Origin of the sequence: Rhodococcus sp. BS-15 (assembly GCF_000813105.1) — a bacterium.
Lineage (GTDB): Bacteria > Actinomycetota > Actinomycetes > Mycobacteriales > Mycobacteriaceae > Rhodococcoides.
On record NZ_BAOX01000142.1, the window covers coordinates 1 to 11,937 of the forward strand.

Here is an 11,937-nt window from a genome sequence, read left to right on the forward strand (position 1 = left end):
CTCTTCTACCGGCCGTTGCTCGACTCGGTGGTCAAGTTCGACTCCGAGACCAGTACGTCTGACCCCCCGACGCGGTGACGCGTCAGCTCGCCGCGCTCGGCTACGCGACCCCGCAGAACGCGCTGGGCCACCTCCGTGCGCTCGTCGGCTCCGGTACCCGCCGCGGCCAGATTCAGGCCGTGCTGCTTCCGACGCTGCTCGAATGGCTCGCCGACACCCCCGATCCCGACGCCGGACTGCTCAACTACCGCAGGCTGTCCGAATCGGCGGGGGAGCAGACGTGGTTCCTGCGCGTGCTGCGCGACGAAGGCGCAGTGGCGCAGCGGCTGATGATCGTGCTCGGCTCCTCGGCCTACGTACCGGACCTGCTGATCAAAGCCCCCGAGGTCATTCGGTTGTTCGCCGACGGACCCACCGGCCCCCGACTGCTCGACGCCGAGCCGGAGGAGACCTACCGCGCGATCCTGTCGTCCTCGGCTCGGTACGAGGACCCGGTACGAGCCATCAACGCAGCAGGGCACTACGACGCCACGAACTGGCGCGGGTGGCCTCGGCAGACATTCTGGGCATGCTGGACGTACCTCAGGTGTGCCGCGCGCTGTCCTCGGTCTGGGCCGCAGTCATCAATGCAGCGCTTGCCGCTGCGGTGCGAGCCAGCGAGAAGGAGCGGGGGGAGCCGGCTCCGGCAACTCTCGCCGTCATCGGCATGGGACGGCTGGGCGGCGGTGAGCTCGGCTACGGCAGCGACGCGGACGTGCTGTTCGTCTGCGAACCGGTGGACGGCGTCGACGAGACCGTTGCGGTCAAGTGGGCCAACACCATTGCCGACCGCATCCGCAAACTGCTCGGCGCGCCCAGCACCGATCCGCCCCTCGAGGTCGACACCGGTCTGCGGCCGGAAGGTCGCAACGGCCCGGTGGTGCGCACCCTGTCTTCGTACGCCGCGTACTACGCGCAGTGGGCTCAGGCCTGGGAAGTGCAGGCTCTGCTGCGGGCGCACCAGGTGGCCGGCGACCAGGATCTCGGCATCCGGTTCCTGCTGATGGCAGACAAGGTTCGCTACCCCGAAGGCGGAGTGTCCGCCGACGCGGTCCGCGAGATTCGACGCATCAAGGCGCGCATCGACTCCGAGCGTCTGCCCAAGGGGGCCGACCCCTCGACCCACACCAAGCTCGGACGCGGGGGACTGGCAGACATCGAGTGGACCGTTCAGCTGATCCAGCTCAGGTATGCGCACAAAGTCCGGACGCTGCACAACACCTCGACCCTGCAATCACTCGACGCCATCGGTGCGGCCGAGCTCATGAGCGAGACCGACATCGAATTGCTCAGGGAGGCATGGATCCTGGCGACGAAGGCACGCAACGCGCTGGTGTTGGTCCGCGGCAAGCCCACCGATCAGCTGCCGCGACCGGGAGCTGTGCTCTCCGCAGTCGCGCAGGTGGCGGGCTGGGAGAACGGCGATGCCGGAGCGTTCCTCGACAACTACCTGCGTGTGACGCGTCGGGCGAAGGCCGTGGTGGAGAGAACGTTCGGCGGACTCTAGTCCCGTCGGTCTCTAATCGCTGCCCACGGTGACGAAGCCCTGCGCAACCATCCAGTCGCGCGCAACATCGGCCGGATCGCGGCCGTCGATGTCGACCTGCTTGTTCAACTCGGAGATGGCCTCGTTGGTCAACGCGTCCGAGATCGGCGCGGTCACCTCGGCGATCTCGGGATACCGGTCGGCGATCTCCTGGCGGATGATGACCGTGGCGTTGTAGCGCGGGAAGAACGACTTGTCGTCTTCGAGCACCGTCAGGTTCAGGCCCTTGATGCGGCCGTCGGTGGTGAACACCTCACCGAAGCTGCACTGGCCACCCTCGGCCGTGGCCTGGTAGATGACACCGGTCTGCAGAATCTGTACGGGCAGCGTGCTCGCGTCGAATCCGTAGGTCGCTGCGAGTCCTGGAAGACCGTCCTGGCGGCTGTTGAACTCGGTCTCCACGCACAACGCCGCCGCAGCGGGATCTCGGTTCACCAGAGCGGCATAGTCGGACAGCGTGCGCACCCCGGTCGCCTGCGCCACCTGCTGATTCATCGCCAACGCATACGTGTTGTCCATCGGTGCAGGATTGACCCAGTCGATGCCGTTGGCCTTGTCGGCATCGCGCACGGCCTCGAACTGCTCGGTGGCGTCGGGAATGGGGGTTTCGTTGCCCAGAAAGTTGATCCAGCCGGTGCCCGTGTATTCGTAGGCGACGTCGACCTGGCCGCTCTGCATAGCCAGTCGTACGCTCTGCGAGCCGGCGATGTTGGTGAGGTCGCGAACGTCGGCTCCCGCAGCGCTCAAGGCGAATTCGAGGATGTAACCCAGAATGATCTGCTCGGTGAAGTCCTTGGACCCGACGGTCAACTGCGCTCCCTCGAGGCCCGGGAGCGGGGTGATGCTGCCGGGTTCGACCGACAACGGCATCGCTCCGCCCGATTGCAAGCCACATCCGGTCAACGCCATGGTCGCAGCCGCACACAGGGCCACGAGTCGTCGAGTGCTGCGCCGCATCAGCGGAGTCCTTTCGGTCCGAGAAATGCCTCGGCGAGAGCGCCGAGCCAGTCGACCAGCAGCGCCAGAGCGACCGCGAGGACTGCTCCGACCACAAGGATGATCGGTTGGTTGAGCTTGTAGCCGGTGTCGATCAACACTCCGAGTCCGCCGGCACCGACGAGGAAGCTCAGAGTTGCCGTGCCCACGGCCAGCACCAGTGAGGTACGCAGACCTGCGAGGATGAAGGGCACCGCCAGGGGGGAACTCGATGCGCCGCAGGATGCCCATGTTCGACATTCCCTGACCGCGAGCGGCGTCGATGTAGTTCGGGTCCACCGTCTGAAAACCCAGCATGGTGTTGCGCAGAACCGGGAGCAGTGAGTAGAACGCGATGGGTAGAACGCCCGCGGTGAAGCCCGTCCACCCGGTGGCCAGGAACAGCAGCACCAGCAAGCCGACCGCGGGTGCGGCCTGACCGATGTTGGCGATGCCGATGAACAGCGGAGCCAGCTTTCGGTACCGGGGCCGCGTCAACAGGATTCCCAGCGGAACCGCTATGACGAGAACGAGGGCAGTGACGACGATCGTGATCGCGACGTGCTCTCGAACGGCGGTGAAGATGCTGCCGGCGTTCAACGTGCCGGACTGGGTGGCGGTGAGGTCTCGGCTGAAGGTGTACCCCAACAGAACGGCCACGATGGCGAGGATGACCACGGGCTGGATCAGCAGCCTGAGACGTTCGGCCCGCTTGGCGGCTCGCGCGGTGTCCTTCGTGTCGTCGCCGGTATCGGCCAGAGTCGTCACGACGGAGTCCCTACGTCGGTGCGCGGCTCGTCGTGGTCGTTCGCGTGTTGGGACCGCAGGGACTTGACGGTATCGATCAGTACGTCGATCGTCACGGTGCCGACGTACTCGCCGCGGTTGCCGGTGACGGTGGCCGTTGCGTTGCCCTCGGACAGAAGAGCTTCGAGCGCGTCCTGGAGGGTGGACTGCGTCGAGACCATCTCGCCCATCGGCACACCGACGTCGCGCAGGCTCCCGACTCCGACGAGGTGGCGTCGATCGGTCCACCGAAGCGGGCGCTTGCGCGAGTCGAGGATGATTCCCCAGGCCTCGGGATCGGAGCCGAGAGCGGTGTTCATCATGTCCACCGAATCGTCCTCGCCGAAAACAGGGACGTCGGACAGTTCGATGTCGCGTACCCGCATCAAGGTCAACTGCTTCAATGCCGCTCCGGCACCGACGAAACCGGCCACGGTGTCGTCTGCGGGGTTGGCGAGAACGGCCTCGGGAGTGTCGTACTGGAGGATGGTCGATTGGTTCCCCAGAACGGCGATGCGATCGCCGAGCTTGACGGCCTCGTCGAAGTCGTGGGTCACGAACACTATGGTCTTGCCCAGTTCGGCCTGCAGCCGCATCAATTCGTCCTGCAGCAGTCCTCGAGTGATCGGATCGACCGCGCCGAAGGGCTCGTCCATCAACAGCACCGGGGGATCGGCGGCGAGTGCGCGGGCGACGCCGACACGCTGCTGCTGGCCACCCGAGAGCTGACGTGGATAGCGCTCGCGGTAGACCGCCGGATCGAGCCCGACCAGATCGAGCATCTCGTCTGTGCGATCGTCGATGCGCTTCTTGTTCCAACCGATGAGCCCGGGCACCATCCCGACGTTCTGCGCGATCGTCATGTGGGGGAACAGGCCCGCCTGCTGGATGGAGTAGCCGATGGTGCGACGCAACTCGTTGGGGTCGATCGAAAGCGCGTCCTTGCCACCGATGGTGATGCGGCCCGACGTCGGCTCGATCAGCCGGTTGATCATGCGCATCGTCGTCGTCTTACCGCAGCCCGAGGGCCCGACCAGAACGACGACCTCGCCGGCCGGAATCGTCATGGACACGTTGTCCACGGCCGCGAGCTTCTGCCCCGGGTAGCTCTTGGTGACGTTCTCGAGCACGATTTCCGCGCCGGAGACGTTCGATGTACGGGTCGAGTCACTCACGGATACCCCTCGAGGTGGTCAGTTTGCCGATCAACACGTAGATCCCGTCCAGGATCAACGCCAGCAGGACGATCAGGACAGTGCCGGTGAGGGCCTGCGGTAGGGCCGTGGGACTGCCCACGCGCGCGAGCCCGGAGAACAACAGGTTGCCCAGGCCAGGGCCTTTCGCGTACGCGGCGATGGCCAGGATGCCCATGGCCATCTGCGTGCTGATCCGCATCCCGGTGAGAATCGACGGCCAGGCGAGAGGAATTTCGATGCGTCGCAGCACCAGGGTGCGACTCATTCCGATACCGCGGGCGGCGTCGGCGACGGCCGGATCGACTGCAGCCAGACCGACCACGGTATTGCGGATGATCGGCAGCAGAGAGTAGAGGACCAACGCGGTCACCGTGGGCCGAACACCCAATCCCATGATGGGGATGAGCACGCCCAGCAGCGCGAACGAAGGGATCGTCAGGATGGTGCTCGCGAGTGCCGTCGCGATCGCCGACCCAGCGGGGCTGCGGTAGACGAGAACTCCGATCGCGACACCGATGACGGTGGCGATGACGACGCACTGTACGACGGCCGAGACGTGCAGATAGGAGTCGATCGCCAACTGTCTTCGCCGTCCGACGATGAATTCCCACAGTGCATCCATGCAGTTGTCGTCCCTCTGTTCGCCGGTAGCGGATAAATACCTTTACCCCGCGTACCGACTATCAAACGCCGACCGGTCCCAATTCTTTGTCGATTGCCGAAAACTTTGCCGATCGGAGACAATCGAGAACGCGAAAACGCCCGGCCGAAAAGATTCGGCCGGGCGTTTTCAGCGTGAAATCGGGTCGATCACACGTCGTAGTACAGCGAGAACTCGTACGGGTGCGGACGCAGGTTCACCGGAGCGATTTCCTGCTCGCGCTTGAGCGAGATCCAGGTCTCGATCAGGTCGGTGGTGAACACGCCACCCTCGGTGAGGTAGTCGTGATCGGCCTCGAGCCGGTCGATGACCGCGTTCAGCGAGGTCGGTGCCTGAGGAATGTTCTTGGCTTCCTCGGGCGGCAACTCGTAGAGGTCCTTGTCGACCGGTGCCATCGGCTCGATCTTGTTCTTGATTCCGTCCAGACCGGCCATCATCTGAGCGGCGAAGTTCAGGTACGGGTTACCCGAGGAGTCCGGCGCACGGAACTCGAGGCGCTTGGCCTTCGGGTTGTTGCCGGTGATCGGGATACGAACCGCAGCGGAGCGGTTGCGCTGGCTGTAGACCAAGTTGATGGGGGCCTCGTAGCCCGGCACCAGACGGTGGTACGAGTTGATCGTCGGGTTGGTGAATGCCAACAGCGACGGCGCGTGGTGCAGGATGCCGCCGATGTAGTGGCGAGCGAGATCCGACAGTCCGGCGTATCCGGCCTCGTCGTGGAAGAGAGGCTTGCCGTCCTTCCACAGCGACTGGTGCACGTGCATGCCCGAACCGTTGTCGCCGAAGAGCGGCTTCGGCATGAACGTCGCCGACTTGCCGTTCTGCCATGCGGTGTTCTTGACGATGTACTTGAACAGCTGCAGGTCGTCTGCCGCACGAAGCAGCGTGTTGAACTTGTAGTTGATCTCCTGCTGGCCGCCGGTGCCGACCTCGTGGTGCGCACGCTCGAGCTCGAAGCCGGCGTTCTGCAGGTTGGTCGAGATCTGGTCGCGCAGGTCGACGTAGTGGTCGTACGGAGCGACGGGGAAGTAGCCACCCTTGAAACGCACCTTGTAACCGAGGTTCGGGCTGCCGTCGGCCTCGGTCTCGGCTCCGGTGTTCCACCAACCCGAGGACGAATCGACCTCGTAGAACGCACCGTTCGCCTGCGAATCGAAGCGCACGGAATCGAAGATGTAGAACTCGGCCTCGGCACCGAAGTACGCGGTGTCGGCGATGCCGGTGCTGGCCAGGTACTCCTCGGCCTTACGTGCAACGTTGCGCGGGTCGCGGCTGTAGGCCTCACGCGTGAACGGATCGTGAACGAAGAAGTCGATGTTCAGCGTCTTGGCATTGCGGAAGGGATCGACCTGAGCGGTGGCGTAGTCCGGAAGCAGGATCATGTCGGACTCGTGGATCGACTGGAAGCCGCGGACGGACGAACCGTCGAACGCGAGGCCGTCCTCGAGCGTGTCTGCCGTGAACGCCTTGGCGGCGATCGAGAAGTGCTGCTGTGCACCCGGCAGATCCGTGAACCGGATGTCGACGTATTCGATTCCTTCATCTGCGATGAACTTGATGACCTCTTGGGCCGTGGAAAACGCCACGCTTTTGCTCCTTTGTTGAGTCCGTCAACCTGACGTTATGGACTTGGTGTTGCCCGCCCGTCAAGCTCGTGTTTCGCCCGTGTTACGCGTCCTGGCTCACGGCTGGCAGGGACAACAGTACGTCCAGGTGTTTTCCCGTGTGCCCGACCGCGCCTATCCTGGAAATCATGGCACGAATGACAGGGTCCTGGTTGTCCGGACCGGCCTCCGCGAACCCACGTGAACCCCAGAACTTCCGCGGGGAGGAGCTGGGTCTTCCACAGCAGGGCGTCGGCGCGCTGGCCGGTACCGGCCGCAGAGTCCTCGCGTTGCTGCTCGATTGGACGATGGCCACCGGCGTGGCGTCGCTCATTCTCGGTGGATACACCACGAGCGGACTGATCTCGACGATCGTGCTGGCCGTGTGGTTCGGCGTCGGACTGGTGAGCGTCTCGCTGTTCTCGTTCACTCCGGGGCAGTTCATCGTCGGTATTCAGGTGGCACGCATCGACGCACACGCGCGGGTCGCTTCGTGCGCGCGCTGGTTCGCCAATTGATTCTGCTGTTCGTCGTCCCGGCCGTAGTCACCGACATGGACGGTCGAGGAATGCACGACCGTGCAACGGGAACAGCCCTGCTGCGGACCCGCTGAGGGGTCTGCGCACCAGGCTGTCCGAGTGGTCGTGAGTGGCTAGCGGCGCTTCATGGTCCGCTGAACACCCTTCATCTTGCTCCGCCGGGAATGGGTCCCTTCGGCATCGCCGGGCCACCCTTGGTGCCCAGAGCGGACAGCCGCGACTCGATAGTGTCCATGCGCTTGCCGTCGATGTTCTTCGGCAACTTCGACAGGTACTTCTGCAGACCCGAGAGCGGAATCTGGTTCTCTTCGTTTCCGACGATGATGTCGTAGATCGGAGTGTCGCCCACCAAACGGGCGGTTTTCTTCTTCTCCTGAGCCAACAGTGACTTCACGCGATGCGGTGCACCCTCGGCCACGAGAATGACACCGGGCTTGCCGATGACTCGATGCACGGCGTCGAGATGGGTGGTTCCGGCGATCGCATTGGTCACTCGCCACGACCCCTGCAGGTTGTCCAGGGCCCACGCGGCCGCGCCTGCCTGCCCGTCTGCCTTCTTGTACACCGATTTCTGCACGCGGCGACCGAAGATGATGAACGCAACCAGGACGCCCAGGAGCAGTCCGATGGGGAGCAGGAACCACTGGAAGTCGAAGGCCAAGCCGATGAGGAACCCGAGGAGCCCGAGCCCGACCACCGACCCGATCATCAGCGGAAGGAGAACCTTGTCGTCCTTGCGCTGCATCTGAAACGCCTGCCAGAGCTGCTTACGCCGTTCCTTCGATGCCTGCTTGCGCGCCGCCTTGGCAGCCGCTTTTGCTTCCTTGCTGGGCTTTGCTGCTTTGCCAGCCTTACTGCCTTTCGCCATACGTCACAGGATACGTCCTGTGCCGACGCTCACGTGCACCGCGCCGGGTTGGCAAAAGATCTAGCGAGCCGCCAGACGCGCCATCAGCGAACTGGCCTCTTGGGAGGCTTCGCCGCCATCGGTCAGGTGACTCATGCTCTCGGGCAATTCACGGCCGTGATGCGCCATGGCCTGCGCGTAGAGGCGTCCGGCGCGGTAGGAGGAGCGGACCAACGGCCCGGCCAACACACCGGCGAACCCGATTTCGGTCGCGTAATCGGAGTGCTCGACGAACTCCTCCGGCTTGACCCAACGCTCGACCGGATGGTGGCGCGGCGACGGGCGAAGGTACTGGGTGATGGTCAGGATGTCGCAACCGGCTTCGTGCAGATCGCGAATGGCTTCCTGCACCTCTTCCGGAGTCTCGCCCATGCCGAGGATCAGATTGGACTTGGTGACCAGACCGTCGTCGCGGGCCGCGGTGATGACGTCCATCGACCGCTGGTACCGGAAGGCGGGACGGATGCGCTTGAAAATGCGCGGCACCGTCTCGACGTTGTGAGCGAGCACCTCCGGGCGTGAGGAGAAGACCTCGGCCAGCTGATCTGGCTTGGCATTGAAATCGGGGATGAGCAGTTCGACGCCGGTGTTCGGATTGAGCTTCTTGATGTACCGAACCGTTTCGGCATACAGCCACGCGCCGCCGTCCTCGAGATCGTCACGAGCGACGCCGGTGATCGTGGAGTAGCGCAGACCCATGGCCTGCACGCTCTCGGCCACCCGGCGCGGCTCGTCTCGATCGAGATCCTCCGGCTTCCCGGTGTCGATCTGGCAGAAATCGCAACGGCGGGTGCATTGCTCACCGCCGATGAGGAAGGTCGCTTCGCGATCTTCCCAGCATTCGTAGATATTGGGGCAGCCGGCTTCCTCGCACACCGTGTGCAGACCCTCGCGCTTCACAAGACCCTTGAGCTCGGTGTATTCCGGGCCCATCTTGGCTTTGGTCTTGATCCAGTTGGGTTTGCGTTCGATGGGGGTCTCCGCGTTTCGGATCTCGAGGCGGAGCAGCTTGCGTCCTTCTGGGGCCACAGTCACAGCATCGATGCTACGCGCCGAAGCGGACCGTCGTGAACTGCGGGTTGATCGACGCGTCCGCGACCGGCGGATGCTCGATCTCGTGGTCCTGCACGGGCATCGACCCGTCCAGCGCGGCCAGAACCGCCTCGGTGACCGCGGCGGTGACGTCCCCGATGGTGACGTCTCGGTCCAGCTCCAGCGACAGCGACGTCACACCGGCATCGGCGATGCCACACGGCACGATCGCATCGAAACCGGTCATGGCCGCATTGCAGTTCAGCGAGAAACCGTGCAGCGTCACTCCACGCTGAACACGGACTCCGATCGCCGCGATCTTTCGTTCGGGCAGGCACGCGCCGCCGCGCATCTGCGCTGCAAGCCACACCCCGGATCTACCGTCGACGCGCCCGCAGGTGATGCCGTAGGCGGACACGACGGAGATCAGTGCCTCTTCGATGCGGCGCACGTACCGGACGACGTCGATGGGCTGCGCGAGCTTGACGATGGGATACCCCACCAGTTGGCCGGGTCCGTGCCAGGTGATCTTGCCGCCACGATCGACCTCCACGACGGGGGTACCGTCGCGCGGCATGTCTTCCTCGGAGGTACGCCTCCCGGCCGTGTAGACGGACGGATGCTCGAGCAGCAGCAGCGTGTCGGAGCCGGCACCGTCCGCCCGAGCACCGGCCAGCTCGCGCTGCAGTGCCCAGGCCTCGGTGTACTCCACGGTGCCCAACTCTCGCACCACGACCGGCTCGGAGCTCGCGCGTGCCGACACAGCGGCCGGCGAAGAGTTCGCTTCACTCATGAATCGGAACGGTACGCCGCGTCACGAGCCGACGGCCACCCGCAGTGCTTCCCCGATGGTGTTGTGCTCGAAGGTGTAGCCCGCGTCCTCGAGTGCCTTCGGAATTGCCCGTGGCCCGGTCAGAATGGCCTCCTCGGCGAACTCACCGATCACGGCCTTCAACGCGAAGCCGGGCACCACCCATGGGGCCGGTCGATGCACCGCTCGCGACATCGCACTGTTGAACTGGGCGTTGGTCACCGGAGTGGGGCCCACCATGTTGACCGGTCCCCGCAGTGCGTCGTTCTCGATGCCGTGCACGATGGCCCCGATCTCGTCCTCCAACGAAATCCACGGGAAGTATTGACGGCCACTGCCCAATCGCCCGCCGAGAGCGAACAGGTACAGCGGCCGAAGCTTGCCCAGCATGCCGCCGCGCTGCGACAGCACCACACCGCTGCGCAGCATGATCGTGCGAACACCCGCTTCAGACGCCGCAGACGTGGCGTTCTCCCAGTCGCGACATACTTCGGCCAGGAATCCCTCACCGACGGGGGCAGTCTCGTCCACCACCCGGTCGCCGGTGTCGCCGTAGAAGTTGACGCCACTGGCATTGATCAAGGTGGGGACCCCGGCGTCGGCCGCAGCTGCAGCGAGTACCTCGGTCGGGGCGATGCGACTGTCTCGTACCAACTGCTTGTAGGCACCGGACCATCTCTTGTCGCCGATACCGACGCCGCAGAGGTTGACGATGGCGTCGGCACCGTCGAGCGTGGCCGCGTCGATGCTCCCGCGCGACGGATCCCACTGGGACTCGTCCGGTCCGGCAGGCGTGCGCCGAACGAGCCGGGTGACGTCGTGGCTCCGGCCTCGCAATGCCGCGACGAGCGCTGTGCCGATCAATCCTGATGAACCTGCAATGACTACGCGCATGTGAACGAAAGCCTCCTTGACGCAAACGGGGCATCATTCGCGAACGAATGATGCCCCGGATGCACGGTTCGTGCCCCTCTTGTCGAGACTCCGATGCGAATGTTTCGCGCTCTCACCAGAATACGTGAGAGATACGATTCGCCGGTTGCCTACAGACCGAGATCGGCCTCGAACGACGCCACTTCGAGACGCTGCTTGATCGTCGTGAGGAAGCGTCCCGCATCGGCCCCGTCCACCAGGCGGTGGTCGTAGGTGAGCGGCAGGTAGCACATCGAGCGAACACCGATCGACTCGTTGCCCGAGTCGTCCTTGACGACGACCGGACGCTTGACGATCGCACCCGTGCCCAGCATGGCCGCCTGCGGCGGAACCAGGATCGGGGTGTCGAACAGCGCGCCCTGGCTGCCGATGTTGGTGATCGTGAACGTGCCACCGGACAGCTCGTCGGGCTTGAGTCCACCCGAGCGTGCACGGGTGGCGATGTCGTTGATCGCCCGAGCCAGTCCGGCGAGCGACAGGTCGCCTGCATTGTGGATGACGGGGGAGAGCAGACCCTGCTCGGTGTCCACGGCGATACCGAGGTGGACATCGGCGTGGTAGGTGATCTCCTTGGCGTCCTCGTTGATGCTCGCGTTGACGTTGGGGTGCGCCTTGAGAGCCTCCACGACGGCCTTCGCGAAGAACGGCAGGTACGTCAGGTTGACGCCCTCGTTCTCGGCGAACTTCGCCTTCGCCTTGGTACGCAGACCGGCAATCTTCGTCACGTCGACCTCGAAGGTCTGCGTCAGCTGTGCAGAAGTCTGCAGCGACTCACGCGTCTTCTTCGCGGTGATCTGACGAATCCGGTTGATCTTCTGCGTGGTTCCGCGAAGATGCGCGAGCTCCGGGCGAACACCGGCGGTGGCCGGGGCAGCGGGCTTGGATGCGGCGGCAGGCGCAGCAGCGGA

Annotated in this window: 8 protein-coding genes and 4 pseudogenes; 2 read left to right on the forward strand and 10 right to left on the reverse strand. The window is 64.6% G+C overall.

Annotated features, from left to right (window positions below):
* Positions 1 to 1,546: pseudogene (locus RHBS_RS16220) on the forward strand (bifunctional [glutamine synthetase] adenylyltransferase/[glutamine synthetase]-adenylyl-L-tyrosine phosphorylase); the annotation flags it as partial.
* Positions 1,547 to 1,558: 12 nt separating this feature from the next.
* On the opposite strand, the gene RHBS_RS16225 reads toward RHBS_RS16220, so the two are convergent.
* The 5 genes and pseudogenes from RHBS_RS16225 to glnA all read right to left on the reverse strand — a co-directional run bounded on the left by RHBS_RS16225 (position 1,559) and on the right by glnA (position 6,789).
* The gene (locus RHBS_RS16225; protein WP_121869573.1) at positions 1,559 to 2,542 is read right to left on the reverse strand and encodes a glycine betaine ABC transporter substrate-binding protein; all 984 of its coding nucleotides are present in this window, start codon (positions 2,540 to 2,542) and stop codon (positions 1,559 to 1,561) included.
* Positions 2,542 to 3,328 (reverse strand): annotated as a pseudogene (locus RHBS_RS16230) (ABC transporter permease). Before RHBS_RS16230 ends, RHBS_RS16225 begins: the two are co-directional and overlap by 1 nt.
* On the reverse strand, positions 3,325 to 4,521 hold the full coding sequence (locus tag RHBS_RS16235) for an ABC transporter ATP-binding protein (RefSeq protein ID WP_128646031.1): 1,197 nt from the start codon (positions 4,519 to 4,521) through the stop codon (positions 3,325 to 3,327). Before RHBS_RS16235 ends, RHBS_RS16230 begins: the two are co-directional and overlap by 4 nt.
* Positions 4,514 to 5,164, reverse strand: coding sequence for an ABC transporter permease (locus tag RHBS_RS16240; protein ID WP_037192916.1), 651 nt, complete (start codon positions 5,162 to 5,164; stop codon positions 4,514 to 4,516). The genes RHBS_RS16235 and RHBS_RS16240 overlap by 8 nt, the downstream gene beginning before the upstream one ends.
* Positions 5,165 to 5,352: 188 nt before the next feature.
* A complete protein-coding gene (gene glnA, locus RHBS_RS16245; RefSeq protein ID WP_032368128.1) occupies positions 5,353 to 6,789 on the reverse strand; it encodes a type I glutamate--ammonia ligase in 1,437 nt (478 codons plus the stop codon).
* 167 nt (positions 6,790 to 6,956) lie between these two features.
* Here glnA and RHBS_RS16250 point away from each other — a divergent pair.
* A pseudogene (locus RHBS_RS16250) lies at positions 6,957 to 7,420 on the forward strand (RDD family protein).
* A gap of 39 nt (positions 7,421 to 7,459) precedes the next feature.
* Here RHBS_RS16250 and RHBS_RS16255 read toward each other — a convergent pair.
* From RHBS_RS16255 to sucB, 5 genes and pseudogenes are all read right to left on the reverse strand, one after another.
* A pseudogene (locus RHBS_RS16255) lies at positions 7,460 to 8,214 on the reverse strand (DUF4191 domain-containing protein).
* Positions 8,215 to 8,274: 60 nt separating this feature from the next.
* Positions 8,275 to 9,288: a lipoyl synthase gene (gene lipA / locus RHBS_RS16260; protein ID WP_176459221.1), complete on the reverse strand. Its 1,014-nt coding sequence runs from the start codon at positions 9,286 to 9,288 to the stop codon at positions 8,275 to 8,277.
* A gap of 10 nt (positions 9,289 to 9,298) precedes the next feature.
* A complete protein-coding gene (gene lipB / locus RHBS_RS16265; protein WP_121869577.1) occupies positions 9,299 to 10,078 on the reverse strand; it encodes a lipoyl(octanoyl) transferase LipB in 780 nt (259 codons plus the stop codon).
* Positions 10,079 to 10,099: 21 nt separating this feature from the next.
* A complete protein-coding gene (locus tag RHBS_RS16270; protein ID WP_121869578.1) occupies positions 10,100 to 10,990 on the reverse strand; it encodes a TIGR01777 family oxidoreductase in 891 nt (296 codons plus the stop codon).
* 149 nt (positions 10,991 to 11,139) lie between these two features.
* Positions 11,140 to 11,937 (reverse strand): 2-oxoglutarate dehydrogenase, E2 component, dihydrolipoamide succinyltransferase (gene sucB / locus RHBS_RS16275; RefSeq protein WP_128646032.1); only part of this gene is annotated, 798 nt, incomplete at its 5' end.

What these genes read in the sequence shown, in the direction of transcription:
- RHBS_RS16225 (WP_121869573.1), bottom strand. Translation starts at nt 2,542, where the DNA reads ATGCGGCGCAGCACTCGACGACTCGTGGCCCTGTGTGCGGCTGCGACC.
- RHBS_RS16240 (WP_037192916.1), bottom strand. Translation starts at nt 5,164, where the DNA reads ATGGATGCACTGTGGGAATTCATCGTCGGACGGCGAAGACAGTTGGCG.
- lipB (WP_121869577.1), bottom strand. Translation starts at nt 10,078, where the DNA reads ATGAGTGAAGCGAACTCTTCGCCGGCCGCTGTGTCGGCACGCGCGAGC.
- RHBS_RS16270 (WP_121869578.1), bottom strand. Translation starts at nt 10,990, where the DNA reads ATGCGCGTAGTCATTGCAGGTTCATCAGGATTGATCGGCACAGCGCTC.